Here is a 25,190-nt window from a genome sequence, read left to right as displayed (position 1 = left end):
ATCCCATGGACCACCGCATGCTCATCTCCAGCCTGCCGCCCGAGGCCAAAGCTAAGCTGATCGAACGGTCTGACTGGGCCGGATCAAAACACCTGGCACTCTATGTCGCGGCCTTGGGGCTCAGCACCTTTGGCATCGTGATACAGGTTCCGTTTTGGGGCCTGCTGATCCTGCCCCAGGGGATTCTGCTGGTGTTCCTCTTCACGCTCAGCCACGAATGCACCCACCAGACCCCGTTCAAAAGCCGCTGGCTGAACGAGGTCGTAGGCCACGCTGTCGGCTTGCTGATTGCCCTGCCCTTTATCTGGTTTCGCTATTTCCACCTGGCCCATCACAAATGGACCAACGACCCCGACCGTGACCCGGAACTGGCGGGCAAACCACGCCCGGGAAACTGGCCCGATATGCTGATCTACCTCAGCGGCTGGTTCTATTGGTCCGGCATGGCGAAAACGCTTGCCGCCAACGCACAGGGACAACTCGACGCCCCCTACCTGCCCGAACGCCAACATGGCGCAATGCAGCGCGAGGCACGCGTTCTGCTTGGTCTCTATTTGCTTGGTGCATTCAGCCTGATCTGGTCACCGCTGCTGTTTTGGGTTTGGCTGCTGCCACTCGTTGTTGGCCAGCCGATTCTGCGGCTCTATCTGCTTGCAGAACACGGCCTCTGCCCGCCAGTGGCCAACATGCTAGAGAATTCACGCACGACTTTCACCAACCGGATTGTGCGATTTCTGGCCTGGAACATGCCCTATCACGCCGAGCATCACAGCTTTCCCAACGTGCCATTCTACCAACTCCCAGCCTTCCACCGCTGGACGCAAGAGCACCTTAAATCAACCTCAGACGGCTACACCGAGTTCACGGCGGATTACGCCCGCGCCCTTAAACGTTAGGGTCCAATCTTCATCTGGCCAAAAATATCCCGGAGAAGTCGCACAGCGACAGGGGCAGAGCCCCATACCCGCTATTCTACATCCGGTACACTGACAATCCCGCCGCCGACCAAGGCCTTAACCCCGGTGGTTCCAGGACAGGACGTAGGCATTCCCCTTGCCACCCGCACAGCGAGATAGGCAAAAGCCTGCGCCTCAAGCATGTCGCCGTCCAGCCCTACTGCCTCGACCGCTTCGACAGGGCAATCGAGCGAGACGCGCAGCATCTCCATCAGCACCGGATTTTGGCGACCGCCACCTGTAACCAGAACGCGGGTGGGTGGTTTGGGGCAGTGCTCCATGCCCTGAACCACACCGGCGGCGCACATGCCTGTCAACGTGGCGACAGCATCAGGGTTTCCCAGTTCCTGCACCAAACCGATCATTTCAGAAAAATCATTCCTATCCAGAGATTTAGGAGGCATTCTTGAGAAATACGGCTCTGCCAAGAACAACTCCAAAGCACCGGTTTCAACTTCGCCATCCGCGGCAACGGCGCCGTCCTTATCCATCGGCACCCCAAGGCGAGCCTGCATCAAGTCGTTGATCGGGGCATTGGCTGGGCCGGTGTCAAAAGCGAGCAAGGCACCCGGCTGTTCGGGGTGGTCAAAGGACGGATCGACGTAAGTCAGATTGCCTACCCCGCCCAGGTTCAGGAAACACAGCGGCGCGGTCGCCCCCATCCACTTGGCACAGGCAAAGTGAAAAAACGGCGCCAGCGGCGCGCCCTCGCCGCCCATGGCAACATCATCGGTCCGGAAATCCCAGACCACCGGGCGCCCCAAAGCCTGCGCCAGCTCTGCACCGTTGCCAACCTGCAGGGTTCGTCGCCCCTGTGGGTCATGCGCCAAGGTCTGGCCATGAAACCCTACCAGCTCCACATCTTCGAATTCGGACAACGCCAACGCATGTGCTTGCGTCACCAGCTCTCCGGCCGCATCAACGGCATCGCCGGTCCATTGTCCCAGACCCGCCCTCAATACCTCGCGCTGCTGGGGTGTGTACCCCTCATAACCACTTGGCCCAAATTCGAAAATGCGCTTGCCGTCGGTCTCGACTACGGCTGCGTCCACCCCGTCCAGCGAAGTGCCCGACATCGCCCCCAAGGCCCGGATCGGCCCGTCTTGCCTGATGGCCCTGCTCATGGCCCTATCCTTTGTTGTCCCACCCCGCAAAAACACATGGAAAATGGTTTCCCTCTGGTGCCTTTGCACTCTATACACTGCCCCGCAACACAAACCCGAGGCAAGACATGACCTACCATCCCAAATCGGATTTCATCGCTGTGATGATCGAGCGCGGCTTTTTGGCTGACTGCACCGATTATCAGGGCCTTGATGAGGCACTGATCAAGGGTGTGCAACCGGGTTATATCGGCTTTGATGCGACGGCCAAGTCGTTGCATGTGGGTTCTCTCATCCAGATCATGATGTTGCGGTGGCTGCAAAAGACCGGTCACAAACCGATCACACTGATGGGCGGCGGCACCACTAAAGTGGGCGATCCGTCCTTCCGGGCCGATGAGCGCCCGCTGCTGACTGAGGCGCAGATCGACGACAACATCGCGGGCATCAAAAAGGTATTCTCGGCCTACATCGACTATGACAGCGGAGCTGAGAACGCGGCGCTGATGCTGAACAATGCGGAATGGCTCGATGGCCTGAACTACCTGGAATTCCTGCGTGACATCGGGCGTCATTTCTCGGTCAACCGGATGCTGGCGTTTGAATCCGTGAAATCCCGTCTCGACCGCGAACAATCGCTGTCGTTCCTGGAATTCAACTACATGATCCTGCAAGCCTATGACTTCATGGAACTGAACCGCCGTTATGGCTGCATCCTGCAGATGGGCGGCTCGGATCAATGGGGCAACATCGTCAACGGCATTGACCTGACCCGTCGCACGATTGAAGGCGAAGTGTTTGGCCTGACCTCGCCGCTGCTGACCACCAGCGATGGCAAGAAGATGGGCAAATCGCAGGACGGCGCGGTCTGGCTCAATGCCGACATGCGCTCGCCTTACGAGTTCTGGCAGTTCTGGCGCAACACTACCGATGCTGACGTCGGCCGGTTCCTCAAGCTCTACACCGAGTTACCGGTGGACGAATGTGACCGCCTGGGCGCGCTGGCCGGGTCCGAGATCAACGATGCCAAGATCGTGCTGGCCAATGAGGTGACCACGCTCTGCCATGGCGCCGATGCAGCGGCTGCCGCCGAAGCAACTGCGCGCGAAGTGTTCGAAAAGGGCGGTGTGGGCGATGACCTGCCCACCCTGACCTTGGCCGAAGGTGACCTGCCGGTTTCCATTGTGCAGTTGATCGTCAAATCCGGCCTGGCCAAATCCGGCAAAGAGGCCAAGCGCCTGATTGCTGAAAATGGTGCCAAACTGGACGACGCGCCACTGACAGATGGCGGATTGATGATTGACGCAGGCACGCTGACCTCGCCGATCAAGCTGAGCGCGGGCAAGAAGCGCCACGCGCTGGTGCAGCTCGGCTAAGCCCACTTGAACGACTGAAAAACCGCCGCTCCGACGGAGACGGCGGTTTTTCTTTGTCTATAGCCAAAGCCAGTCAATCAAGCTCAGCACCAAATACACGGGCACTGAAAACCCAATGGCCAGCAAAAGGGCGGCAACCTTGGTCATTCGGGGGCTAGGGGCCGATTGGCCGTATACACGGGTCATGCATGTCATTAACCGTGATTTAGGTTTCTGACGCGTTAATCGGACACATGTTCGATTTTACCGCCACGGCGCCCCTGCCCGCATTGCAACAAAGCCCCGAGTTTGCCGCCGCGCTGACGCGTTTTGGACGCTCCCCAGTGCAGCTTGAGGACGAGACATTTGCCTTGAAACGTGGCCCGTGTTTGATGCTGTCGCGGTTTCAGACGCGTGTTCAGGACTTGCCTACGATTCTGGCTGGCGTACGCACGCCGGTCCTGTTGAATCCGGACCAGCCCTCTCCAGATCTGCCCGGGATCGGCGCGCTGCCCCTGATCAGCCCGGTCACCTGTGCCGAGTTGGACCTGACAGGTGATCTGCGGGCGGCCCTACACCAGAAATGGCGCAACCGACTAAAACAGGCCGAAAAGCAGAACCTGCGGGTTACCCGCCAGAACATGCCTTTCGATACGGGCCATTGGTTGCTTAGCAAGGACGCCACGGTCCAGCGCCAGCGACGCTATCGCAATTGGCCAACCGCGCTGACCTGTGCGTTTGCCAAGGCTAATCCGGGCAAGGTCAAACTTTTCACCGCCCTTGCCGACAAAACCCCGGTCGCGGGGCTTTTGCTGCTGCGGCACGGCCCGGTGGCAACCTATCACGTGGCCCACACGACGGCACGGGGACGGCATCATTCGGCGCAGAACTTGCTCTTATGGCAGGCCGTGACCTGGGCCGCGCGCAAGGGCGTGCAGCGGTTCGATCTGGGCCTCATTTCGACAGAGGACGCGCCGGGACTTGCGCGGTTCAAGCTGGGCACTGGGGCACAGGCGCGCAAACTGGGTGGTACCTGGCTCTGGTGGCCGCCTCTGGGCAGAACGCTGCGTCCCCTCGCCGCGCTCGATGCCAAGCTGATGTTCGATGACTGGACAGGGTGACGTCTGCGTGATTATTTGAACACATGTTCAAATCATAGGGAGAGGAGCCCAAAATGGAACTGTCCACCACGACCGCAGTCATCACTGGTGGCGCATCTGGCCTGGGCGAAGCCACCGCCCGCCACTTTGCCAGCAAGGGCGCGCTGGTCACCATTCTGGATCGCGACGCCGAGCGCGGCCCCAAGGTCGCCGAAGAGATTGGCGGCTATTTTGCCCAGACCGACGTCACCGACGAAGAATCTGTGGCGACGGCAATCGCACATGCCATGGACAAGATGGGCAAGATCACCGCCTGTGTGAACTGCGCCGGTATTGCCTATGGCATCAAGACCGTGGGCAAAGACGGCCCGCATCCGTTGGACGCGTTTCAGCGCACCATCGACATTAACCTGGTTGGCACGTTCAACGTCTCGCGTCTGGCTGCGATGGAAATGGGCCGAAACGAGCCGGAACCCGATGGCGCGCGCGGTGTGATCATCAACACCGCCTCGATCGCGGCATTCGACGGCCAAAAGGGTCAGGCTGCCTATTCCGCCTCCAAGGGCGGTGTCGTTGGGATGACCTTGCCGATGGCGCGTGATCTGGCCTCAACCGGCATTCGCGTGAACACCATCGCACCGGGGATCTTCATGACGCCTATGCTGGCCGGGCTGCCCGAAGACATCCAAGCCTCGCTGGCCGCAGATGTTCCAAACCCTGCCCGCCTGGGCGATCCGGCGGAATACGGGCGTCTGGCCGGGTTCATGGTCGAGATGGGTTATTTGAACGGCGAAGTGATCCGCCTAGACGGCGCATTGCGCATGCGGTGATGTCAGCGGGCGGTGTGAAATTCGGACACACGCCGCCCACTGTCCAAGACCTTCAGGATGGCATCGACATTCGTTTGAACTGATGCCGATCCGTCCACCTTGATGTCATAAGTTCGACCGAAATGTACCGACGCATGATCCAGCGCCGCGCTGCCAATCGGACGATCCCCTCGTTTGCGTTCGCGCGCATTGAGAACATCAAGATCGCAGTAAACGCCAACAAAGAGCACATCATGCCCCGCAAGGCTGTCCTTTAGCGTGTCGATCCACACTTGTTCTTCCAGAATATGATCGAAAATCAGATTGTTACCTGCATCTGCTGCGGCAGAGGCCATTGCATGCAGCCCGTCGAACACGCGGGCCCGATGCGCTTTCCAATCCAGATCACCTGACCGGAACCGATCCATTGGCAGGATGCCACCGTCGCGCAGATGATCGAGCGAGATATGCCAGAACGGCGGGTCAGCTTTTGCTTGCACTGCCCGCGCCAAGGTGGATTTGCCGCTGCTGGAGGGGCCGTTCAAAAGGATGACCTGCGCCATCTACCGCTCCAAAGCGAATTCGATCTCGACCAAACCGTCGTCACCATCGCGCTGTGCGCCGGTCAGTTCGAAACCCTCGCGCCGATAGAAACGATGTGCGTCGGTGTTGGGCAGGTGCGACCACAGCGTTACACGATCCCGCCCCTGCTTCACGCGATCCAGCAGCGCTTTGCCGACACCCGATCCGGGCTGCGCGGTGTAGAGCCCCATGACGCACCCGTCTTCGACGTTGTAAGACAGGTAGCCCGAGACCGGATCCCCCGCGACCCAGAACTCGCGCAGGGGAATACCGGAGTAGATCATATCTTCGATGGCTTGCGCGCTGTGAAACCGCTCTAACCAGGGAGTTGCATCGATCCAGCCGTTCACAATTGCGGCGCAGGCTGCGGCGTCGTCTTGTGTGGCCAGCCGGATCAGATGTGTCATCCTTCGGCCTTTTCTTCCAGCTCCAGCCACTCTTCTTCGGTAGCGGCGAGTTTTTCCTGCCGCTGCACCAAAGCCTCGGTGGCCTTTTTGAACTTGACCGGCTCGCGGGTGAAGAGTTCAGGATCGGCCATTAACTCTTCGAGCTTGGCAATCTCGGCCTCAAGGCGTTCGATCTCGGCTGGCAGTTTCTCCAACCGGTGTTTTTCAGTGTAGGACAGCCCCGATTTCTGCTTGGGCTCTTGCTTGACCTTCGGCTTGTTGGCCTTTGGTTTTGCAGCTTTTTCACCTTCCATCGGCCCACGCTGCGCGATGTAATCACTCCAACCGCCTGCATAGACCGTTGCCTTGCCGTTGCCCTCCATCGCGATGGTTGTCGTGGCCACCCTGTCTAGAAAATCACGATCGTGGCTTACCAGTAGTACGGTACCGTCATAGTCATCGAGCAACTCTTGCAGCAGGTCGAGGGTTTCGACGTCCAGATCGTTTGTTGGTTCATCAAGCACCAAAAGGTTCGAGCTTTGTGCCATCAGCTTGGCCAACAACAGACGTGCTTTCTCTCCGCCCGACAGCGAACGGACCGGCGCGCGAGCTTGGCGTTCATCAAACAAGAAGTCCTTGAGATAGCCCACAACGTGTTTTGGCATCCCGCGCACCATGACCTGATCAGCTTTGCCCGAAACGCGCATGTCCGGATCACCCGTAAGACTGTCCCACAGGCTCATGTCAGGGTCCAGCTGCGAGCGGGCCTGGTCGAAGACGGCGATCTCCAGGTTGGTACCCTGCTTGACTGTGCCTTCGTCCGCAGTTTCCTGTCCCAAAAGCAACTTGAGCAGCGTGGTCTTGCCAACGCCGTTGGGGCCGACAAAGGCGACCCGGTCGCCGCGCTGCACGGTCAGATCAAAACCGCGTGTGATCTGTTTGTCGCCAAAACTTTTAGCAATCCCCTGCGCCTCGATCACCTTGCGGCCCGATTTGGGGCTGGCTTCCAAGGCAAAATCCGCAGTCCCCTGCCGTTTGATCTGGCCCGCCCGTTCGGCGCGCAGGTTTTGCAGAGCGCGCACCCTGCCCTGATTGCGTTTGCGGCGTGCACTGATGCCCTCGACGGCCCAACGGGCCTCGGATTTGATCAGGCGGTTCAGCTTGTGGCGCTGCATGTCTTCTTCTTCCCAGACCTGATCGCGCCACGCCTCGAAGGCTTCGAACCCTTTCTCTTGCCGCCGCACCTGCCCCCGGTCGATCCAGAGCGTCGCGCGGGTCAGCGCCCGCAAAAACGCGCGGTCGTGTGAAATCAGCACATATCCTGCGCGTGTCGCGCCCAATTCACGCTCCAGCCAGGCGATCGCTTCGATGTCCAGATGGTTGGTGGGTTCGTCCAGCAGCATCAGATCGGGGGCTTCGGCCATCAGCTTGGCAAGGGCTGCACGGCGCCGTTCACCCCCTGAGGCGGTTTCCACAGGGCGTGCAGGATCGAATTTCAGCCCCTCGCCTGCACGTTCGACCTTGTAGAGTTCGCCCGGCTCCAGCGCGCTGGTGGCATAATCGCCAAGCGTGGCAAACCCTTCCATCGTAGGGTCTTGTTCCATGTAGCCCACCGATTTGCCCGGCGGCACGACGATGGAGCCCTCGTCTGGTTCAACCAAACCGGCCATAACCTTCATCAAGGTGGATTTGCCCGAGCCATTGCGGCCAACAAGCGCTACACGGTCGCTTGGCTGAACCACCAGATCAAGCTCGGAAAACACCGGGTTGCCGCCAAAGGTCAGCGAAATTCCGGACATCTGCAAAAGAGGTATCGTCGACATAAACGCTGACTATGTCAGCAGAAGGTCCGTTGCAACAAGATCAAGTCGCGCTGCCCGCCACACCCCGCAGTAGTTTTTTGCGCGCGGGTGGAATCGCCTGGATTTCGACGCCCGTAAAAACATGCAGCGTGTTCATCTGGTCATCAACAACCGCATGATCACTCACCCAGCCCCCCATCATCAGATAGGTACGCAGCAAGGGTGGCATCCTGAGCATCGCTTTCCTGGCATCCGGTTTGCGCTGCAGCCGGGCAGCAAAGCGAAAAACGTTGGGCGCCTTGACCCGGGGCAACCAGCGTTTGGGCGCGAGGTAGCGGTGCTTGAGCATGGCAAACGCGTCCAAATATTCCTCGGTCGCGGTGCCTGCAAAGGACGAGCAGCCAAACAGCATCTCAATCCCGTTGTCATCGACAAAGGTAGTCATCGCCCCCCAAGCCACACGCAGGATGTCCGGATCCTTGAGTGCCGGGTCGATGCAAAACCGCCCCATCTCGACCATGCGACCCTGAAAGTCACCAAGTGCAGAGAGATCATAGAATTGAGCCGAATAACTGCGAGCAACCTCATGCCCCCCTCCATCGTAAGCATCCGGAAGCAGCACACCAATTGGCTTGTCTCAGAATCCTCAATCAGGATGTGTACACAGATGTCGTCAAAGGCATCCTGGTCCAACGCATCCCTTCCAAAGGCCGCTGTTCGCAGTCGTTGTGCGTCCAGGGCATCATCGGCCCCACTGCCCACTCGGGCGCGGTAGCGACCTCTGCTCAGAAGTGTACCCGATGCCAAGATCCCGTTCCTCTGCACGATGACGCCAAAACCGTAGCCAAGCCCCGCCTAGCATACAAGGTGTGTCGCCATGGTGACAGGTATTGGGGTTACTGGTTAAGAACCGAACCGGGGTTGAAGTTGCCCAAGTTGCCCAGCAACTGACGCAGGAACGTTTTGTCTTCGATGCTCGAGTCGGTCACGCGACGCTCCAGCGGGACCACCTGACCATCGGCCAGGCTGAACCGTTCGATGTTGCGAACCACACCGCGCTGATCAAAGCTGATGGCGACCAGCTGTCGCGAGACTACTTCGGGACGACGAGGCCCGTAGTGACGCATCCGGGTGGCGACATAATAGTATCCACTTTCTTCAAGCACACCGCCCGAACTGGGTGCACCCACAGTTTCGATCACACTGTCGCGTGTGTCGACCCCAACCTGAACCTGGGCCAAATCCTCTGCGGTGGGAACATAGCCATGGTTACGGTAGATAGAGGTACAGGCCGTCAGGACACCGGCCGTTGCGCATAAAATAGCGATGCGATACGCCGGTTTCAGCAGGTCTGCGGTCTTGAACATGTCTGCCCTCTTGCCTTGGCTCATTACGCCTTTTATCCCGATTACAGAAACCGAGCCTCTGGTTCAACCAACGAAAGTCGTTTCATGACCGACAAAACCGTTTGGCGGGTCGCAGATCTGCCGCAGAACGCTCCGACGTCTTTTTCTTTGCGCCCCGATGCCGACACGCTGAGCCGGATTCAATCGGAACTGGGATTGCTTGGCCTGCGCAAGCTTAGTTTCGCAGGAAACATCGCCACCAGCGGCAAGAAAGACTGGGAAATCCGGGCTGATCTGGGCGCAACCGTCGTACAGCCTTGTGTTGTCACGCTGGAACCTGTGACCAACCGTCTGGACCTGCCTATTCGCCGCGTCCTTTTGGCCGAATGGGATGATCCAGAAGAATCCGAAGTGGAAATGAGCGAGGATGATGAAACCGACCAACTTGGATCAGAAATCGATGTGTTTGCGATCATGGTCGAGGCATTGGCGCTCAATCTTCCTGAATATCCACGCGCGGATGGGGCCGAACTGGGACAATTGAATATTACCGAACCCGGAAAGGCGGCGTTGACGGACGAGGATGTCAAACCCTTTGCCGGTCTTGCAGAATTGCGGGACAAGCTGAAAAAATAGGAATGACAGAGCCTGCGAAAGCTGTCATAGCAGGCCTGCACAAAAACCCCTTGCGCAAAACGAGAATCGCAGTATTTTCGCGCGCTCATCGGATTTACGGTTGGACATTGCCGCGGCTCAGGCTTAAACGCGCGTCACACCAAGAGAACGAACACTGAAACTCGGCCCATGGAGCAACTCCAAGGCCCTCTGTAACAAAGGTTGAGACAATGGCTGTCCAACAGAACAAAGTATCCAAGTCGCGCCGCAACAACCGTCGTGCGCACGATGCTCTGGTTGCTGCTAACCCGAACGAATGCCCCAACTGTGGTGAGCTGAAACGCCCCCACCACGTTTGCGCGGCGTGCGGCCACTACGACGACAAAGAGATCGTCGCTCAGGCCGACGAAATCGATCTGGACGAAGACGCAGCCTAAGTCCTTGCACGCACAGGCCACGCAATAATGACGGCACAGTCCGATCAGATCGGCACCACTGCTGGTCGTATCATTATCTCGGTTGACGCTATGGGCGGTGACGCCGGACCGTTGGCCGTTGTGGCAGGTATTGCACAGTCAGCAGACAAGAATCCGGATATCGGGTTCATTCTGCATGGACCAGAAGACACATTGCGCCCCTTGGTCGCAAAGCGACGCATCCTGGATGGACGCGTCGCTTTTTGTGATTCCACTGACGTCGTTACGATGGAAGACAAACCAAGCCAAGTCGTCAGACATGGTAAGGGAACATCCATGTGGTCAACGCTGGAATCCGTGCGTAACGGCGACGCTGCAGGTGCCGTATCCTGCGGCAACACCGGCGCCCTGATGGCTCTCAGCATGATGCGCCTTCGCAAACTTCCCGGGGTGAACCGCCCGGCGATTGCCGTATTGTGGCCATCCATGAACCCGCAGGGGTTTAACGTTATGCTGGACGTCGGGGCTGATGTGCGTGCTGATGCCAAAGACCTGCTGCAGTACGCCTTGATGGGCGCCTCATATGCCCGCAACGGCCTCGAACTGACCCGCCCTCGCATCGGCCTGTTGAACGTCGGAACCGAAGAGCACAAGGGTCGCCCCGAATTAAAAGAGGCGCACGCCCAGATTGCCGACTTTGCCGAAGCTGCGAGTTTCGAGTTCGTGGGCTTCGTAGAAGGTGGCGATATTCCGGGAACCCGAGCAGACGTGATCGTAACGGATGGATTCACTGGCAACGTCGCGATCAAGACCGGCGAAGGCACTGCCAGTTTGATTGGTGATCTTCTCAGACAGGCCTTCAAATACTCCCCGTTGTCACGATTGGCGTCGGTTCTGGCCATCACCTCGCTCAATCGTCTCAAAAAGCGGATTGATCCGCGTCGGGTCAATGGCGGTGTATTTCTGGGCCTGAATGGAACGGTTGTGAAATCACACGGAGGCGCCGATGCAACCGGCGTTTCTTCGGCCGTCAAACTGGCCTTTACGTTGGCGCAATCAGGATTCGCGGAAAAACTTGCCGCGCGGGTTGCATCCACTGTCGAGCTTACCCAAGATGAAGCTCACTCAGCGTCGACGGACGCAGAAGGACAAGAAGGGCAAAAATAACCCATGACAGGCCGCGCAGTCGTCACAGGTGTTGGGCACTATCTGCCCGAACGCATCGTTCCTAATTCCGAGTTCGAGGCGACCCTCGATACTACCGATGAATGGATCAGAGCCCGCTCGGGCATTGAACGTCGGCATTTCGCCGCCGAGGGTGAAACAACATCCCAATTGGCTACTAAGGCCGCACTGGCTGCTCTTGCCGACGCCGGACTTGAGCCAGACGACGTAGATGCGATTATCGTCGCGACATCGACTGCGGACCTCACCTTTCCGTCCGCAGCAACCATGGTTCAGTCCGCTTTGGAAATGACCCGAGGCTTTGCTTTTGACGTTCAGGCTGTTTGTGCCGGGTTTGTCTTTGCACTGAGCAATGCAAATGCCTTGATCATTTCAGGACAAGCCAAGCGCGTTCTCGTCATTGGTGCGGAAACGTTTTCCCGGATCATGGATTGGACTGATCGTTCGACGTGCGTCTTGTTTGGTGATGGCGCTGGCGCGCTGGTTCTTGAACTACAACAGGGAAACGGGACCTCTGACGACCGCGGAATCCTTTCCGTCGATTTGAATTCTGACGGACGCTACAAGGATCTACTTTATGTTGATGGTGGTGTGTCCACGCAGTCGACCGGCCATCTAAGGATGCAAGGCAACCAAGTATTTCGCCACGCAGTTGAAAAACTGGCCAGAACGGCCGAATCAGCATTGGCAAAGGCCAATCTTGAGGCGTCGGACGTTGACTGGATTGTTCCGCATCAGGCCAATATCCGCATCATTCAAGGAACGGCCAAGAAAATGGGGCTGCCCATGGAAAAGGTTGTTGTGACTGTTCAGGATCACGGCAACACCTCAGCCGCGTCAATTCCGCTTGCATTGTCCGTCGGAAAAGCACGGGGCCAGGTCAAACAAGGTGACTTAATCGTGACCGAGGCCATTGGCGGTGGTCTTGCGTGGGGGGCCGTTGCCCTGCGTTGGTGACCATTCGTAACTTGGGCACGATACAGCGCACGGACCATTGTGCAATTCATTGATATTGACAGCTAAATTCCAGACACCCTATGCTCTGGCAAGAACAGGGGGATGGTATGGGTGAAAAAACTCTAACTCGAATGGACTTGAGCGAAGCGGTTTTCCGCGAGGTCGGGCTTTCCAGAAACGAAAGTGCTCAGCTGGTTGAAAGTATGCTGGAGCATATGTCCGACGCCCTGGTACGTGGAGAACAAGTGAAGATCTCTTCCTTCGGCACCTTCAGCGTGCGGGATAAATCGGCGCGTATCGGCCGCAATCCCAAAACCGGAGAAGAAGTTCCAATTCAACCACGACGGGTACTTACATTCAGACCTTCTCATTTAATGAAGGACCGGGTTGCTGCCGGGAATCGAAAATAGTTCTAGGAATTCGAGCGCATGAGCAAATCACCAGACGCCTTTCGCACAATCAGTGAAGTTGCGGAGTGGCTGGGGATTCAGGCGCATGTTCTTCGCTTCTGGGAAAGCAAGTTCAGTCAGGTCAAACCGGTAAAGCGCGCTGGTGGGCGACGCTACTATCGCCCCGCCGACATGTTGTTGTTGGGGGGATCAAGAAACTGCTCCACGACGACGGGCTGACCATCAAGGGCGTGCAAAAGATACTGCGGGAGCAAGGTGTCGGGCATGTCGCCGAGTTGTCGCAAGGCCTGGAAGAAACCGCAGCAAGCGTTCAAATCGAAGCGGACGCAACTGTTGTTCCGTTTCAAACCAAGACGATCGAAAAACCTTCAACTGAAAAAGAAGGTAATGGTCAAATCGGGATGGAGCTGGCGTCACCCGAGGAACTAGCAGAAAGCGGATCACAGGAGTTGCCGTCGTTCCTGTCGAAGCCCGCCCGAATCAAAACAGAGTTGCCAGAGGGATCTGATCAAGAACCACAACAGGCGACATTGAATATCGAAGCATCCGAGCCCACCGATGGCAAAACCTCTGGCAAGTCGCCCGGTGCCATGGAAATTTCATCTCAAACACCTGCTGCTGCCGAAGCTGCTGAGCCAAAACCACGCGCGATAAATGTCCCCGATGTTCCCTCTGACGATCAAATCGAAGCAGATACGGGTGTCTTGGAGCATCTTGCATCGCTCGACAGCTTGACCTCTGCACAGGCCGAACAACTCAAACCACTGGCTGTTGAACTGCGCGCATGGATCGAACGCCACGAGGCGAATTTGGCAGGATAAAAAAAGGCAATGATTTCCTCTTGCCCCTGCCGGGAAAACCGTTATGAACGCCACATCGTCGGGCTATGGCGCAGCCTGGTAGCGCGTCCGTCTGGGGGACGGAAGGTCGCAGGTTCGAGTCCTGCTAGCCCGACCAAATCACACCGACGATACAAATTGAGGCGAACCCGAAAGGGATGCCGGGGCCTCTGCCAAAGGGGAGAGGCCGGATGACTGGCGTGTGTCCAAACCAGCAAATTGAAACCATGATTGCCGACGGCACGATCAGTGCCGATGTGCCGGTTCTGCATGAGCAAATCCAGCCTGCCAGCCTGGATCTGCGTCTTGGAACGGTGGCCTATCGCGTAAGGGCGTCGTTCTTGGCAGGTGACGGAAACTCGGTGTCCGATCGCCTTACAGAGTTCGAAATGCACCGGATTGACCTGACACAAGGTGCCGTTCTGGAAAAGGGATGCGTCTACCTGGTGCCGCTTCTCGAATCGCTCAAGCTTCCCGATGAATTGAGCGCAGTAGCCAACGCCAAAAGCTCGACTGGTCGTCTCGATCTGCTGACGCGCACCATCACCGACGGGGGTGGAATTTGACCGCGTTCCTGCCGGTTACACAGGTCCTCTATATGCCGAGATATGCCCTCGATCCTTCTCGGTACTGGTCCGCCCGGGCATGCGTCTAAACCAAATTCGTTTCCGACGCGGACAGGCGGTTTTGACAGATAGCGAACTCAAAACGCTGCACGCTCAAACGCCCCTTGTGGACGGAGACGCCGTAATACAGGACGGGTTGGGTTTTTCAGTGGACCTGCGCTTGAAAGACACTGATCTGGTTGGATACCGCGCCAAGCCGCACACAGGCGTCATCGACCTGGATCGGATTGGCCAATACAACCCTGCTGAATATTGGGAAGACGTGCGCAGCACCGACGGACGTATCATTCTGGATCCGGGTGCATTTTATATTCTTGTCAGCCAAGAAGCCGTACATATTCCCCCGCAATATGCTGCCGAAATGGCACCCTATCTGGCGATGGTGGGTGAATTCCGGGTCCACTATGCCGGTTTCTTTGATCCCGGTTTTGGCCACGCCGAAGCTGGCGGCTCCGGTTCGCGCGGGGTGTTGGAAGTGCGGTGTCACGAAGCGCCATTTGTTCTTGAACACGGCCAAGTGGTCGGGCGTCTGGTTTATGAACGGATGGCCGAGTTGCCGACGCAGCTCTATGGCGCTGGCATTGCCTCAAACTACCAGGGTCAAGGCCTGAAGCTGTCCAAGCACTTCAAATCAATCGCGTAAAACTCTGTCAAAAAGGGCCTGAAACCAAGCACACCCTTTGGCTCGAATACAAGCCAAAGATCGTAGCTGATTGGTTTACCCCTGACTTTCTTTGCGTGCCGCGCGCCGCGCTTGACGGATAGCGCGTATGCGTTCCCTTTCCTCGGAGGATGCTTTTGGCTTGGCCTTAGCCTCACCAGAAACAGCCTGAGACGGTTTGTTTCTGGATTTGCCAACTTTGGACATGGCATCAATACCCGAATTCACGCCCGTATTGACCAGCCGTCGCATGACCGTCCGCATGATCATGTTGATAATCTGGTTCGTGTTCATGGCTTTTGCCTTTACTGACTGCTCGCCCTCAAACTACACGATCTGCGCAAAATTTCCATGTACAACGGATCACTCTTCCTCGAAGAGTTCCGGCTGCCCCTCGTCACCATTCTCTTCTGCTTGATCCTCACCGATTGGCATAGCGCCCGGTGGCGGGCGGTTTTCAAGCAATCCAGCAGCCCGAAGTTCCTTGAGACCGGGTAAGTCACGGGCACTTTCCAATCCAAAGTGATCGAGGAACGTGGGGGTTACAACAAACGTGACCGGTCGACCGGGCGTCATGCGGCGGCGACCCAACCGAACCCATTCCATCTCGATGAGTTGGTCAATCGTCCCGCGCGACACCGAAACGCCCCTGATCTCTTCAATTTCAGCGCGAGTACACGGTTGATGATAGGAAATGATGGCCAGAGTCTCGATTGCCGCACGACTAAGTTTGCGTGTTTCAACCGTCTCTTTTTGCATCAGGAAACCCAGGTCCGGCGCCGTCCGCATTGCCCATGCCTCACCAATTCGGACCACCCGTACACCGCGCCCTTCGTAACGGTTGCGCAAGTGTTCCAACGCCTGATTTGCGTCACAACCATGCGGCATCCGGTGTTCAAGATCACGCACAGTTACAGGCTCGGCGCTAGCAAACAGTACTGCTTCGACCATGCGTTCCTGCTCGGCCATGGGTGGCGCTTCGAACAGGCTGTCAATTGCGTTGTCTGTGTCGTCCGTCACGCGCTGTCATTCCTCTTTCGCAAATGGATCGGGGCAAAAGTGTCAGTTTGCTTGATCTCCAGATGCCCTTCCTTGACCAATTCCAGCGAGGCCGCAAACGTGGCTGCTGTGGCCGAGCGTCGGCGCATAGGATCTGTCCCCCAGCCATCAGGCAGATAGCTCACCATATCCGTCCAGCTTCCTGCAAAACCAATCAGCCCGCGCATCCGGTCAAGCGCCTGTTCCATGGTGAACACGGAATCCCTGTCCATGACAAATGGTCTGAATTCATCACGGGTGCGGATGCGCGCATATCCCTGCATCAGATCCAAAAGGGTCGCCGAATAAGTCACGGTTCGAATCCGGGTCACGTCCTCACTTTGCCCACGTGCAAAAAAATCACGCCCCAGACGATCCCGCGCCATCAATCGCGCCGCCGCGTCCCGCATGGCCTGCAATCGCTCCAGCTGGAATGCCAGGTGCGCTGCAAGTTCCTCTCCGGTGGGTCCCTCCTCGCTGGGATCCGGGGGAAGCAGAAGCCGTGACTTAAGAAAGGCCAACCAAGCTGCCATAACCAGGTAGTCGGCCGCAAGTTCGATCCTCAATTCCTTGGCCTTCTCGACAAAGGACAAGTATTGCCGAGCCAACTCCAAAACCGAAATTTTGCGCAGGTCCACCTTTTGCGTGCGCGACAGTGTCAGCAACACATCCAAGGGACCTTCAAACCCATCCACATCGATGATCAGGGCCTCGGCAGCCAGCCGATCGGCCACCGATGTCTGATCTTCCGTGAAAAGGTTATCCGTCATACACCTGCCCGTTCATGAGCTGTGATAGTTCCGCCTCGACGGCGCCTATGTCAAGCTCATCTGGGGCGCGGCGTGCAGCAAGTGCCCGTTCCGCGCGAGATTGGGCAGCAGCAGTCATTTCACCCGCAGCCTCGGCTGCTTCAGCACGATCCGACAATGGGCCATTGCAATGGAGCACGACGTCACAGCCTGCGGCAATCGCGGCTTGAGAGCGTTCTGTCAACGTCCCGGTCAGTGCCTGCATGGATATGTCATCTGTCATGATCAAACCATCAAATCCAATGTCTTCGCGGATCACCTGCATCATTTTGGGCGACGTGGTCGCGGGTCTTTTGTCGATCTGGTCGTAAACCAGATGCGCGGTCATGCCCATTGGCAGGTCGTTCAGCGCACGAAACGGGGCAAAGTCCGTGTCGAACAACTCTTCTGGTTCCAGATCGACGCGAGGCAATTCGTGATGACTGTCTAGCGTGGCTCGTCCGTGACCAGGCATGTGTTTGACAATTGGCAGCACGCCACCGTCCAGATGCGCCTCAGCCACTGAACGGCCAATTTCTGCTACGTCTTCCGCGGTATCTCCATAGCAGCGGTTGCGAAGGAACGGATGGGTCTCGTCGCTTGCCAGATCAACCATTGGCGCACAATTGCTGTCGATCCCCATGGACAAAAGTTCGTGTGCAATCAGCCGATACCGCAAATACATGGCGCGGGCAGCGTTTACCCCTGCCCGTTCCGCGTGATCAAGAGGTGGTAACCACTGCCGCGCAATCGGGGGTCGAACGCGTTGTACCCGCCCTCCTTCTTGGTCAATCGTAATCGGGCAATCACGACCGACGGCTTCACGAAGTTCGCTACAGAGGGCTCTTATCTGATCAGCAGTGTCGATATTTCGCGCGAACAAGATGAACCCAAAAGGATTCATGCCGCGATAGAGTGCCTTTTCCTGTTCTGTGAGCCGCAGACCTTCGGCACCGAGGATCGCAGCTCCGAACCTCATCGTGTCGTCACCGGTATGCAATCTGCACGCTCGGCCACAAGAGCCGAGCAAAAACGGCGTGCATCGCTTAGGTCATCAAATCCCATCGCGCGCAGGCGATAGAACGTACGCCCTCCACTGCTGGCCTTTTGGATAACGCGGTTCTTACCGTCCATGTAGTCGCCAAAACGAGCGTTCAAGCGATCCCATTCAGCACTCGCAATCTCGGGTGTGTCATAGGCCCCCAATTGGGCCAAACGTGTGCCGACAGGCAGGCTTTCAGGGTCTACATCTAACCCAGCCGCAGTTTCGACAGCGGCGTTGATGGCTGCATTCAGTGTCGCACTTTCAGCGGCGTCGCCAGATGCCACAGCGCGCGCTGGCCTTGTTTGTGGTCGAAGCGAGCGCACTACACCAGGAGCGTTCACAACAGATGCATCTGGTTGAAACTTCACGAGGTCGGCCGGGTCAATCGCCACCTCATCATCCGGCTCGGTCAAACTGACAGGCTTGGGTTGAACGATCAAATCCTGCCGTGCACCGTCCGTCGAAAGCAGCTCTCCCGTGTTTTCCAATGGTTCAACGCCCACGGTCAACTCTGCCACAATAGCGTCAACAGCGCCTTCCTGGAAAGATACAACAGCATCTTCAGACACAGTGGTCGGTGTTGGGTTGGTTTGCGCGACGGTCGCTTTGGCTTCAAGAGTTGCAACCGGGGCGTCGTCGTCGCTGAGCGAAACAGGCTGAGGCGCCAGGATCAGACGATCCGGCGGCGGTGCCGCCGTCCCTTTCGCGGCCACGGTGTTCACCGCAAGGCCCTGATGATCAGCAGGCGTACCACCCGGGTTGGTGGGTTGAATGCGCATCGGTCCTTCGATGGCGCGAACAACCGGTACCCCGCTCACGTCCCGACTAACAAGCTTGTATCCCCAGATGCCGACACCAACCACCAGGGCAATCGACGCCGTTGCTCCAAGAAACGCGGCAACCCGGCTGAATGCTCCAGAGTCGACTTCTGTTTCGAAGTCGACATCGTCTTCAGTCACCTCAAGCTCGGGCACCTGATAGGTGTAATTCACCTGTTGCGGGGGCACCTGCCCCGAATAGTCAAAACTTGCCATGTCCGCCTCACTGCCCCGACTGCACGGACGTTGCCGTGCTCAGGTTCTCTTTTCGTCTGCCTCAGACCGGCGGCTTGGCGAGTTTGTTACCGCATTTCCTGCGCCAGCTTGATCCCAAGAATACCAAGGCCAGCCGAAATCACAACGGCAACTGTTTGTGCCAACGCAATTTTTGCCTGACTTGTGGCCCCGTCGCCATCCTGAATAAATCGCAGCTCATGCAGCTCGTTGCCACGGTTCCAAAGCGCATGAAAATCGCTGACCAATTCATAAAGGTAAAACGCAACGCGGTGCGGCTCGTTCGTGCGCGCAGCGATCTCGACAAGTCGTGGCCATTCTGCCAGTTTCTTGGCCACCGCCAGCTCGGCCTCGTGCCCGACTTTGCCCAGATCGGCCGCTTTCAGCGTAGCGTCATCCGTGGCAATCCCGGCCTCGGCGGCGCGGCGCAGAACGCTTTGGATCCGGGCGTGAGCGTATTGCACATAGAACACAGGGTTTTCGCGGCTTTGCTCCAGAACCTTGTCGAAATCGAAATCGAGCGAAGCGTCGTTTTTCCGGGTGAGCATCACAAAGCGGGTCACGTCCGAGCCCACCTGATCAACCACATCACGCAGAGTGACAAAGTTGCCCGCACGTTTGGACATCTTGAACGGTTCGCCGTTTTTCCACAGTTTCACCAGCTGCGTCAGCTTGATGTCCAACGACACCTTGCCATCCGACAGCGCCGACACGGCCGCCTTCATCCGTTTGACATAACCGCCGTGGTCGGCGCCAAACACATCAATAAGCTCGTCGAAGCCACGGGAAACTTTGTCAAAATGGTACGCGATATCCGGTGCAAAATAGGTCCAGCTGCCATCGGATTTCTTCACAGGGCGGTCGACGTCATCACCATGTTCGGTTGATTTGAACAGGGTTTGCTCGCGCGGCTCCCAATCCTCGGGCTTCTTGCCCTTGGGCGGTTCCAGCACACCCTCATAGATCAGGCCCTTGCTGTCGAGGCTTTCCAACGCGGCTTCGATCCGGCCCGTGCCATACAGCGATTTTTCCGAGAAGAAGACGTCCATCTTCACACCAAGCTGCAACAAGTCCGCCCGGATCAGGTCCATCATCGCGTCTGTAGCAAAGTTGCGGATCTCTTCCAACCAGACCTCTTCGCCCTTGCCGATATAGGCATCGCCCACCTTGTCCTTGAGCGTCTGGCCAACCTCGACCAGATACTCACCCGGATAGGTGCCATCGGGAAATTCGACCGCCTCGCCGTGCGCTTCGAGATAGCGCAGGTAAACCGAGCGCGCGAGGACATCGACCTGCGCGCCGCCATCGTTGATGTAGTATTCGCGGGTCACGTCGTAACCGGCATAGTCCAGCAGGCTCGCCAAAGCGTCGCCGAACACCGCGCCGCGGGTGTGGCCCACGTGCAACGGGCCGGTCGGGTTGGCCGAGACATACTCTACGTTGACCTTCTTGCCCTGCCCCATGTCCGAACGACCATAGACTGAGCCCTGTTCCAAAATTGCGGACAGAACACCGTGCCAGGCGCTATCTGCCAGACGCAGATTCAAAAAGCCAGGTCCGGCAACCTCGGCCGAGGTGACGCGTGCATCGTCGGCCAGCTTGGCCGCCAGTGCATCTGCAATGTCGCGTGGCTTCATCTTAGCAGGTTTAGCCAGCACCATGGCCGCATTGGTGGCCATGTCGCCATGCGCGGCGTCGCGTGGCGGTTCAACGGCGACATTATCAAAGCTCAGCCCCTCGGGCAGGGTTCCTTCGGCCTGCATTTGCGCAAGCGCGTCCAGCACGAGGCTGCGGATCTCGGAAAACAGGTTCATTGCGATGTCCTTTTGCTTGAGGGCGGTTTACCACGCAAAGCGCCAAGGTCAATGAGGGCCGGTCCCCGTATCCCCAAAGGTTTCGCTTGGCCTGTGTCATTTCGCGGTTAGGGTCGGAGCAGATCAACCGTTTGGAGCTTTTCATGACACTTGCACGAACCGCAGCCCTCTGCTTCGCCTTGTTGTCCCCCCTGCCCGTTGCGGCCGAGCTCGCCGCACCTACAGGCCCCGTTCTGGTGACGCTCGGCGGTGCAGTTGGCGAGAGCAACCTGCCCGCGCGCAGTGCAGACGACGGCGGGTTGTTCGGGTTTCTTGAGGTTGAATATGACGCGGCTGTTGGCTTGGATACGGTCATGCTGAGCAAACTACCCCAAAGCACGATCACGATTCCCTATGGTCCCGAAGACAACCAGCGCGACCATGCATTTTCCGGACCTGCCTTGGTAGATGTGATGGCACTGGCCGGGGCAAGCGGCAAAACAGCCCTGCCCATGGCAATGGATGGCTATCAGGCCGAAATACCATGGGACATGATCGAACGTTTGAACCCGATCCTGGCCACCCATGTTGACAGTACACCGATGGGGATAGGTGCCTATGGACCAACGATGGTAGTGTTCCCGCCGACAGATAACATCGAAGACGCCGAAGCGATTCCCGGCATGCAAGTCTGGGCCATCGCGTACATCGGAATCGAATGATCAAACCCGAGTAGGATCGCTCCCCGTCAGTCGGGCGTGATCCTGCAACGCAAATCGATCCGTCATCCCCGCAATGTAATCCGAAACGATCCGGGCCAGCTTCGTTTCATCGGCGGCGGCCTTGATCTCGGCATGCCAATGCCTGGGCATCTGCATGGGATCATTAAGATAAATCGGAAACAGCTCTTCCACGACCTCGGACACTTCGGCCCGTTTCACCATCACCGAAGGTGCGCGGTACATGCGCGAAAACAGAAACTTGCGGATCACTTTGAGCTGCGCCCACAGTTCGGGCGAGAACTGCACCACCGGATGCCCCAAATGGCGCACCTCTTCGACTGATTGGGCGCCCGAGTTCGCCAGCAGCGCTCGCGACGTATTAATCACATCACTCACCATGACGCCGAACACACGCCGCAAAGCCTCGTGACGACGGCGATAGGAGTTGGTGTCGGGATACATGCGGTCCACCTCGGCATAACAGCTGCCCACGATGGGCAGCTCTGCGATTTCGTCGTCGGTGAACAGCTCTGCCCGCAACCCGTCATGCAGATCATGGTTGTTGTATGCAATGTCGTCGGACAGCGCAGCAACCTGCGCTTCGGCACTGGCGTGGGTCTGCAGTTCCAGATCAAATTCGGCGTTGCACTCGGCCAGCGCCCAAGGCAGTTCGCCCTTCACCGGACCGTTGTGTTTTGCAATGGCTTCAAGGGTTTCCCAGGTCAGGTTCAACCCGTCAAACTCGGCATAGTGCCGCTCCATCTTGGTCACGATGCGAATGGCCTGCGCGTTGTGATCAAACCCGCCATAGGGCAACATCATCTCATGCAGCGCATCCTCGCCCGTGTGGCCAAAGGGCGTATGGCCCAGATCATGGGCCAACGCTACGGCCTCGGTCAGTTCGGGGTTCAGCCCCAAAGCGCCCGCAATTGTACGCGCCACCTGCGCCACCTCGATCGAATGGGTCAACCGCGTGCGGTAATTGTCGCCCTCGTGCTCAACGAAGACCTGTGTCTTGTGCTTGAGCCGCCGAAACGCGCTTGCATGAATGATACGGTCCCGGTCCCGCATAAAGCAGGAGCGGAAACTGCTCTCCTCCTCAGGAACCAAGCGCCCCCGCGCCCGGTCCGGATCCGAGGCAAAACCTGCCCTCATGTGCAGCCTCGTCCTTGTCGCCTGTCCTTCGGCCTTCTATATTGTACTCCGCAGCATAAAGAAACCGTTGGAGTCCGGCATGAATCTGCCTCCCAAAGTCACAGACCGCGCCTTTGCCCGCCTTGCCGAGATTGGCGCGTCAGATCAAGGCCAAGCCCTGCGCGTGGCCGTCGAAGGTGGCGGATGCTCGGGCTTTCAGTACGAGATCGCGCTTGACGCACCTGGCACCGACGATCTGATCCTTGAAGGCCAGGGCGAGAAAGTTGTGGTCGATGCCGTATCGCTGCCATTTCTGGAAAATGCAGTGATCGACTTCACCGAGGAACTGATCGGCGCGCGCTTTGTAATCGAGAACCCGAACGCCACATCGTCTTGCGGATGCGGAACGTCTTTCTCGATGTAAAACAGACCTCTACGGGTCTGTTTTAAAGTTTTGCGCAAAGGTTTCTCCTGGCTCATACGGGGCGAATTGCTCCCACACCAAATAGAGCCCCGAGGCCATGACAATGGCCACGCCCAGCAAGGTCGCGGTGGTCGGCAGCTCGCCAAAGAACATCGCGCCCAGGACCACCATCCAAACAAATTGCAAGTTCATCAGGGGCGTCACCACGTAAACCGCAAGGTTGCGCAGCGACAGGACCAGAACCCAGCGAGCCGAAAACAGCACGGCAGCGTAGACAACAACCCAACCCAGATCGGACAGCGGCATGGGCACCCAGACAAAGGGCAGCGCCGCCCCCATCGCAACAAAAAGCGCCAGGTTCGGATAGAAGACCTGCGCTAGTACGTTCGACTCATGCCGCCCGATGTATCGCGACATCACGATGGAAAGCGTCCCAAAGACAGCAGCGCCCAAGCCAAACAGATGCCCGGTCGTCACCGCCTGTAAGCCTCCGGGAAAGAGACTGAGCACCCCAATGAAACCCGCTGTCAGTGCAAACCAGGCCGACGGGCGCACTTGTTCGCCCAAAATCAGGCCCGACATCAGCCCGGACAACAGCGGCATCAATCCGATGAATAAAAAGACATCTGCAAGCGGCAGCGCCCCAAAGGCATTGAAGAAACAGACCGCCGCTAGCACGGTGGCACCTGACCGCACCGCCATCGCCCAGGGGCTGCGGGTGCGCAGGCCCTGACGTTGCGAGGGTAAACGATCCACCAACAGACTGAGCGCCACAACGATCAGCCCGGAAAGGCAAAACAGCTGCGGCGCCGCATATCCACCCGCGATCAGCTTGGTGATGGCGTCGGCGGATGAAATCAAAATTGTGTAGAACGCGACCAGCGCCGCGCCAAGAATAGAGGCCTTCATAGAGTGACCCCACGCAGACCAGTGCGCGAGAAGGCGCTGAAAAAACTATCGAATTTGTCGGTGCTTTCCTCAGCCTCGGACAAGATGTCGTGACCAATCTCACTTAGCGACGGCTCAATCCGAAGGCGCATCACCTGCCAGTCGTCACAGCGATGGTCATCCATCTGGAACAGGCATTCCGACATGTCCCGCAGCGGCCCTGGCCAATGGCTTGCCCGTTGAAAGCTCATCCGTGTGTCCCCAACCGTGTGATTGAACGCCTCGCGTCCCGACATCGCCAGCAGCCAGTTGCAGACAAAATAGTCGTGATAATCATCCTGTGGGTCAGCATGATCTTCGGTTTGGATGGCAAAACGAGCGACCTCGCGCGCAATCCAACCTTCCCAGATGGGCGAGGGCGTGGCCCCGGCATACCGTAGTGCGACACATATCTCGGCCAGCAGATCGGCGTTTTGATCGAGATAGGCCAATAGTCCGGCATACTCCAAGCTGGTGATCGCCTGTTCTGACACCTGCGGGTCGCGGCGGCCATATTCGCTTAGGTAAAACAGGATGTGGGTCAGTTCATACGCCGCCTTCTTATTGGGCAGCGCAAAAGTTTCAGAACGGTTAACAAAAGCATGAAGACGCTCGGTCAGACCACCATCCGCGCCGCTGTCCACGCCACGCCGGGCGAGCAAACGCCGGGCTTCGGCGCGTTGCAGATCCGACAGTTCTGCTTGGGCCAAACCCTCGCGATCGATCCAGTGGCACAAAGCCTCACCCTTGGAGCCTTGAATGCCCAGATCCTCCAGATCCAGACAGATCGACAACAAGAAGCGATAGTACTGCGGGAAGAACCCCAGCCGCTTTTCAATCTGATCATGAAACCCCTGATGCGCGACCAGCGCGTCATCGGTCAACGACAGGCCAGTGCACTCCAGAATGTTCAACAGCTCTGCATTCTCTTTCAGCCAGAACACATCGTCGCCGAACCTCCGGTGGCGGGCGAACCCGGCCACCAGATTGGCATTGCGCACTTTTGGGTCCAGACGTTGAACAGGCGCGTTCAGGTGGATCACATTTGTCATGGGGTAGTCTCCGTTTCAAATGGCGTTTCCTGAACGCCCCCGTTTCAACTTCTAAGGCACGTGCGCG

The 25,190-nt window shown here is 57.8% G+C and carries 27 protein-coding genes, 1 tRNA gene and 2 pseudogenes; 15 read left to right on the top strand and 15 right to left on the bottom strand.

What is annotated here, in order from left to right; genetic code table 11:
- Positions 1-5 precede the first annotated feature (5 nt).
- Positions 6-896 (top strand): fatty acid desaturase, encoded by an 891-nt coding sequence (locus ACZ1HE_RS09970; protein WP_472620614.1) that lies wholly within the window; start codon positions 6-8, stop codon positions 894-896.
- A gap of 71 nt (positions 897-967) precedes the next feature.
- Here ACZ1HE_RS09970 and ACZ1HE_RS09965 read toward each other — a convergent pair whose 3' ends face one another.
- Positions 968-2,080, bottom strand: a complete 1,113-nt coding sequence (locus ACZ1HE_RS09965) for an anhydro-N-acetylmuramic acid kinase (protein WP_472620613.1) — start codon at positions 2,078-2,080, stop codon at positions 968-970.
- 107 nt (positions 2,081-2,187) lie between these two features.
- Here ACZ1HE_RS09965 and tyrS point away from each other — a divergent pair, with 107 nt between their 5' ends.
- The 3 genes from tyrS to ACZ1HE_RS09950 all read left to right on the top strand — a co-directional run bounded on the left by tyrS (position 2,188) and on the right by ACZ1HE_RS09950 (position 5,344).
- Positions 2,188-3,435 (top strand): tyrosine--tRNA ligase, encoded by a 1,248-nt coding sequence (gene tyrS, locus ACZ1HE_RS09960; protein ID WP_472620612.1) that lies wholly within the window; start codon positions 2,188-2,190, stop codon positions 3,433-3,435.
- A 233-nt stretch (positions 3,436-3,668) separates the two neighbouring features.
- The gene (locus ACZ1HE_RS09955) at positions 3,669-4,535 is read left to right on the top strand and encodes a GNAT family N-acetyltransferase (protein ID WP_472620611.1); all 867 of its coding nucleotides are present in this window, start codon (positions 3,669-3,671) and stop codon (positions 4,533-4,535) included.
- A 53-nt stretch (positions 4,536-4,588) separates the two neighbouring features.
- A complete protein-coding gene (locus ACZ1HE_RS09950) occupies positions 4,589-5,344 on the top strand; it encodes a 3-hydroxyacyl-CoA dehydrogenase (protein WP_472620610.1) in 756 nt (251 codons plus the stop codon).
- A 2-nt stretch (positions 5,345-5,346) separates the two neighbouring features.
- Here ACZ1HE_RS09950 and ACZ1HE_RS09945 read toward each other — a convergent pair whose 3' ends face one another.
- The 5 genes and pseudogenes from ACZ1HE_RS09945 to ACZ1HE_RS09925 all read right to left on the bottom strand — a co-directional run bounded on the left by ACZ1HE_RS09945 (position 5,347) and on the right by ACZ1HE_RS09925 (position 9,460).
- The gene (locus ACZ1HE_RS09945) at positions 5,347-5,886 is read right to left on the bottom strand and encodes a chloramphenicol phosphotransferase CPT family protein (RefSeq protein ID WP_472620609.1); all 540 of its coding nucleotides are present in this window, start codon (positions 5,884-5,886) and stop codon (positions 5,347-5,349) included.
- Positions 5,887-6,312, bottom strand: coding sequence for a GNAT family N-acetyltransferase (locus ACZ1HE_RS09940; RefSeq protein ID WP_472620608.1), 426 nt, complete (start codon positions 6,310-6,312; stop codon positions 5,887-5,889).
- Positions 6,309-8,114: an ABC-F family ATP-binding cassette domain-containing protein gene (locus ACZ1HE_RS09935; RefSeq protein ID WP_472620607.1), complete on the bottom strand. Its 1,806-nt coding sequence runs from the start codon at positions 8,112-8,114 to the stop codon at positions 6,309-6,311. Before ACZ1HE_RS09935 ends, ACZ1HE_RS09940 begins: the two co-directional genes overlap by 4 nt.
- Before the next feature lie 40 nt (positions 8,115-8,154).
- A pseudogene (locus ACZ1HE_RS09930) lies at positions 8,155-8,900 on the bottom strand (GNAT family N-acetyltransferase).
- Between the two features lie 89 nt (positions 8,901-8,989).
- The gene (locus tag ACZ1HE_RS09925) at positions 8,990-9,460 is read right to left on the bottom strand and encodes an outer membrane protein assembly factor BamE (RefSeq protein WP_472620606.1); all 471 of its coding nucleotides are present in this window, start codon (positions 9,458-9,460) and stop codon (positions 8,990-8,992) included.
- Positions 9,461-9,544: 84 nt separating this feature from the next.
- Between ACZ1HE_RS09925 and ACZ1HE_RS09920 the strand changes: the two genes are divergently transcribed.
- From ACZ1HE_RS09920 to ACZ1HE_RS09880, 9 genes and pseudogenes are all read left to right on the top strand, one after another.
- Positions 9,545-10,075 (top strand): YceD family protein, encoded by a 531-nt coding sequence (locus ACZ1HE_RS09920; RefSeq protein ID WP_472620605.1) that lies wholly within the window; start codon positions 9,545-9,547, stop codon positions 10,073-10,075.
- Positions 10,076-10,284: 209 nt separating this feature from the next.
- A complete protein-coding gene (gene rpmF, locus ACZ1HE_RS09915) occupies positions 10,285-10,491 on the top strand; it encodes a 50S ribosomal protein L32 (RefSeq protein WP_472620604.1) in 207 nt (68 codons plus the stop codon).
- A gap of 27 nt (positions 10,492-10,518) precedes the next feature.
- On the top strand, positions 10,519-11,637 hold the full coding sequence (gene plsX / locus ACZ1HE_RS09910; RefSeq protein ID WP_472620603.1) for a phosphate acyltransferase PlsX: 1,119 nt from the start codon (positions 10,519-10,521) through the stop codon (positions 11,635-11,637).
- A gap of 3 nt (positions 11,638-11,640) precedes the next feature.
- Positions 11,641-12,612, top strand: coding sequence for a beta-ketoacyl-ACP synthase III (locus ACZ1HE_RS09905; RefSeq protein WP_472620602.1), 972 nt, complete (start codon positions 11,641-11,643; stop codon positions 12,610-12,612).
- Positions 12,613-12,719: 107 nt separating this feature from the next.
- Positions 12,720-13,022 carry an integration host factor subunit alpha gene (ihfA, locus tag ACZ1HE_RS09900; RefSeq protein ID WP_085796394.1) on the top strand — a complete coding sequence of 101 codons (303 nt, stop codon included), beginning with the start codon at positions 12,720-12,722 and terminating at the stop codon, positions 13,020-13,022.
- Positions 13,023-13,040: 18 nt separating this feature from the next.
- Positions 13,041-13,241 carry a MerR family transcriptional regulator gene (locus ACZ1HE_RS09895; protein ID WP_472620601.1) on the top strand — a complete coding sequence of 67 codons (201 nt, stop codon included), beginning with the start codon at positions 13,041-13,043 and terminating at the stop codon, positions 13,239-13,241.
- An 11-nt stretch (positions 13,242-13,252) separates the two neighbouring features.
- Positions 13,253-13,843, top strand: coding sequence for a hypothetical protein (locus ACZ1HE_RS09890; protein WP_472620600.1), 591 nt, complete (start codon positions 13,253-13,255; stop codon positions 13,841-13,843).
- Between the two features lie 59 nt (positions 13,844-13,902).
- A tRNA-Pro gene (locus tag ACZ1HE_RS09885) sits at positions 13,903-13,979 on the top strand.
- 73 nt (positions 13,980-14,052) lie between these two features.
- Positions 14,053-15,130, top strand: a pseudogene (locus tag ACZ1HE_RS09880) (2'-deoxycytidine 5'-triphosphate deaminase).
- Between the two features lie 75 nt (positions 15,131-15,205).
- On the opposite strand, the gene ACZ1HE_RS09875 reads toward ACZ1HE_RS09880, so the two are convergent.
- From ACZ1HE_RS09875 to argS, 6 genes are all read right to left on the bottom strand, one after another.
- The gene (locus tag ACZ1HE_RS09875) at positions 15,206-15,442 is read right to left on the bottom strand and encodes a hypothetical protein (protein ID WP_472620599.1); all 237 of its coding nucleotides are present in this window, start codon (positions 15,440-15,442) and stop codon (positions 15,206-15,208) included.
- A gap of 69 nt (positions 15,443-15,511) precedes the next feature.
- Positions 15,512-16,117 (bottom strand): SMC-Scp complex subunit ScpB, encoded by a 606-nt coding sequence (gene scpB, locus ACZ1HE_RS09870; protein WP_472624429.1) that lies wholly within the window; start codon positions 16,115-16,117, stop codon positions 15,512-15,514.
- Positions 16,118-16,164: 47 nt separating this feature from the next.
- Positions 16,165-16,956, bottom strand: a complete 792-nt coding sequence (locus tag ACZ1HE_RS09865; protein WP_472620598.1) for a segregation and condensation protein A — start codon at positions 16,954-16,956, stop codon at positions 16,165-16,167.
- Positions 16,946-17,953 carry a beta-N-acetylhexosaminidase gene (gene nagZ / locus ACZ1HE_RS09860; RefSeq protein WP_472620597.1) on the bottom strand — a complete coding sequence of 336 codons (1,008 nt, stop codon included), beginning with the start codon at positions 17,951-17,953 and terminating at the stop codon, positions 16,946-16,948. The genes ACZ1HE_RS09865 and nagZ overlap by 11 nt, the downstream gene beginning before the upstream one ends.
- Entirely contained in the window at positions 17,950-19,053 is a 1,104-nt protein-coding gene (locus ACZ1HE_RS09855) for an SPOR domain-containing protein (RefSeq protein WP_472620596.1), read from the bottom strand. Before ACZ1HE_RS09855 ends, nagZ begins: the two co-directional genes overlap by 4 nt.
- An 86-nt stretch (positions 19,054-19,139) precedes the next feature.
- Positions 19,140-20,885 carry an arginine--tRNA ligase gene (gene argS / locus ACZ1HE_RS09850; protein WP_472620595.1) on the bottom strand — a complete coding sequence of 582 codons (1,746 nt, stop codon included), beginning with the start codon at positions 20,883-20,885 and terminating at the stop codon, positions 19,140-19,142.
- Positions 20,886-21,028: 143 nt separating this feature from the next.
- Here argS and ACZ1HE_RS09845 point away from each other — a divergent pair, with 143 nt between their 5' ends.
- A complete protein-coding gene (locus ACZ1HE_RS09845) occupies positions 21,029-21,586 on the top strand; it encodes a putative pterin-binding protein (RefSeq protein WP_472620594.1) in 558 nt (185 codons plus the stop codon).
- Here ACZ1HE_RS09845 and ACZ1HE_RS09840 read toward each other — a convergent pair whose 3' ends face one another.
- On the bottom strand, positions 21,587-22,741 hold the full coding sequence (locus tag ACZ1HE_RS09840; RefSeq protein WP_472620593.1) for a deoxyguanosinetriphosphate triphosphohydrolase: 1,155 nt from the start codon (positions 22,739-22,741) through the stop codon (positions 21,587-21,589). It abuts the gene before it with no gap.
- A 79-nt stretch (positions 22,742-22,820) separates the two neighbouring features.
- Here ACZ1HE_RS09840 and ACZ1HE_RS09835 point away from each other — a divergent pair, with 79 nt between their 5' ends.
- Complete coding sequence (locus tag ACZ1HE_RS09835; protein WP_085795818.1) at positions 22,821-23,144, top strand: HesB/IscA family protein; 324 nt, start codon at positions 22,821-22,823, stop codon at positions 23,142-23,144.
- A gap of 9 nt (positions 23,145-23,153) precedes the next feature.
- On the opposite strand, the gene ACZ1HE_RS09830 is transcribed toward ACZ1HE_RS09835, so the two are convergent.
- Both ACZ1HE_RS09830 and ACZ1HE_RS09825 read right to left on the bottom strand, forming a co-directional pair.
- Positions 23,154-24,053 (bottom strand): DMT family transporter, encoded by a 900-nt coding sequence (locus tag ACZ1HE_RS09830; RefSeq protein ID WP_472620592.1) that lies wholly within the window; start codon positions 24,051-24,053, stop codon positions 23,154-23,156.
- Positions 24,050-25,123 carry a DUF6902 family protein gene (locus ACZ1HE_RS09825; RefSeq protein WP_472620591.1) on the bottom strand — a complete coding sequence of 358 codons (1,074 nt, stop codon included), beginning with the start codon at positions 25,121-25,123 and terminating at the stop codon, positions 24,050-24,052. The genes ACZ1HE_RS09830 and ACZ1HE_RS09825 overlap by 4 nt, the downstream gene beginning before the upstream one ends.
- Between the last annotated feature and the right edge of the window lie 67 nt (positions 25,124-25,190).

Source organism: Falsiruegeria sp. JB4-1, from assembly GCF_055693495.1.
The sequence above is the reverse complement of the archived record's forward strand: the minus strand, read 5'-3'. Positions and strand labels throughout refer to the sequence as shown.

Coding starts and splice junctions, on each gene's coding strand:
- ACZ1HE_RS09835 (WP_085795818.1), top strand. CDS start 22,821: ATGAATCTGCCTCCCAAAGTCACAGACCGCGCCTTTGCCCGCCTTGCC.
- ACZ1HE_RS09940 (WP_472620608.1), bottom strand. CDS start 6,312: ATGACACATCTGATCCGGCTGGCCACACAAGACGACGCCGCAGCCTGC.
- tyrS (WP_472620612.1), top strand. CDS start 2,188: ATGACCTACCATCCCAAATCGGATTTCATCGCTGTGATGATCGAGCGC.
- ACZ1HE_RS09865 (WP_472620598.1), bottom strand. CDS start 16,956: ATGACGGATAACCTTTTCACGGAAGATCAGACATCGGTGGCCGATCGG.
- ACZ1HE_RS09875 (WP_472620599.1), bottom strand. CDS start 15,442: ATGAACACGAACCAGATTATCAACATGATCATGCGGACGGTCATGCGA.
- ACZ1HE_RS09955 (WP_472620611.1), top strand. CDS start 3,669: ATGTTCGATTTTACCGCCACGGCGCCCCTGCCCGCATTGCAACAAAGC.
- ACZ1HE_RS09855 (WP_472620596.1), bottom strand. CDS start 19,053: ATGGCAAGTTTTGACTATTCGGGGCAGGTGCCCCCGCAACAGGTGAAT.
- ihfA (WP_085796394.1), top strand. CDS start 12,720: ATGGGTGAAAAAACTCTAACTCGAATGGACTTGAGCGAAGCGGTTTTC.
- ACZ1HE_RS09840 (WP_472620593.1), bottom strand. CDS start 22,741: ATGAGGGCAGGTTTTGCCTCGGATCCGGACCGGGCGCGGGGGCGCTTG.
- argS (WP_472620595.1), bottom strand. CDS start 20,885: ATGAACCTGTTTTCCGAGATCCGCAGCCTCGTGCTGGACGCGCTTGCG.
- ACZ1HE_RS09945 (WP_472620609.1), bottom strand. CDS start 5,886: ATGGCGCAGGTCATCCTTTTGAACGGCCCCTCCAGCAGCGGCAAATCC.
- plsX (WP_472620603.1), top strand. CDS start 10,519: ATGACGGCACAGTCCGATCAGATCGGCACCACTGCTGGTCGTATCATT.
- ACZ1HE_RS09925 (WP_472620606.1), bottom strand. CDS start 9,460: ATGTTCAAGACCGCAGACCTGCTGAAACCGGCGTATCGCATCGCTATT.
- ACZ1HE_RS09845 (WP_472620594.1), top strand. CDS start 21,029: ATGACACTTGCACGAACCGCAGCCCTCTGCTTCGCCTTGTTGTCCCCC.
- ACZ1HE_RS09920 (WP_472620605.1), top strand. CDS start 9,545: ATGACCGACAAAACCGTTTGGCGGGTCGCAGATCTGCCGCAGAACGCT.
- ACZ1HE_RS09970 (WP_472620614.1), top strand. CDS start 6: ATGGACCACCGCATGCTCATCTCCAGCCTGCCGCCCGAGGCCAAAGCT.
- ACZ1HE_RS09950 (WP_472620610.1), top strand. CDS start 4,589: ATGGAACTGTCCACCACGACCGCAGTCATCACTGGTGGCGCATCTGGC.
- ACZ1HE_RS09935 (WP_472620607.1), bottom strand. CDS start 8,114: ATGTCGACGATACCTCTTTTGCAGATGTCCGGAATTTCGCTGACCTTT.
- scpB (WP_472624429.1), bottom strand. CDS start 16,117: ATGGCCGAGCAGGAACGCATGGTCGAAGCAGTACTGTTTGCTAGCGCC.
- ACZ1HE_RS09965 (WP_472620613.1), bottom strand. CDS start 2,080: ATGAGCAGGGCCATCAGGCAAGACGGGCCGATCCGGGCCTTGGGGGCG.
- ACZ1HE_RS09895 (WP_472620601.1), top strand. CDS start 13,041: ATGAGCAAATCACCAGACGCCTTTCGCACAATCAGTGAAGTTGCGGAG.
- rpmF (WP_472620604.1), top strand. CDS start 10,285: ATGGCTGTCCAACAGAACAAAGTATCCAAGTCGCGCCGCAACAACCGT.
- ACZ1HE_RS09830 (WP_472620592.1), bottom strand. CDS start 24,053: ATGAAGGCCTCTATTCTTGGCGCGGCGCTGGTCGCGTTCTACACAATT.
- ACZ1HE_RS09825 (WP_472620591.1), bottom strand. CDS start 25,123: ATGACAAATGTGATCCACCTGAACGCGCCTGTTCAACGTCTGGACCCA.
- ACZ1HE_RS09905 (WP_472620602.1), top strand. CDS start 11,641: ATGACAGGCCGCGCAGTCGTCACAGGTGTTGGGCACTATCTGCCCGAA.
- nagZ (WP_472620597.1), bottom strand. CDS start 17,953: ATGAGGTTCGGAGCTGCGATCCTCGGTGCCGAAGGTCTGCGGCTCACA.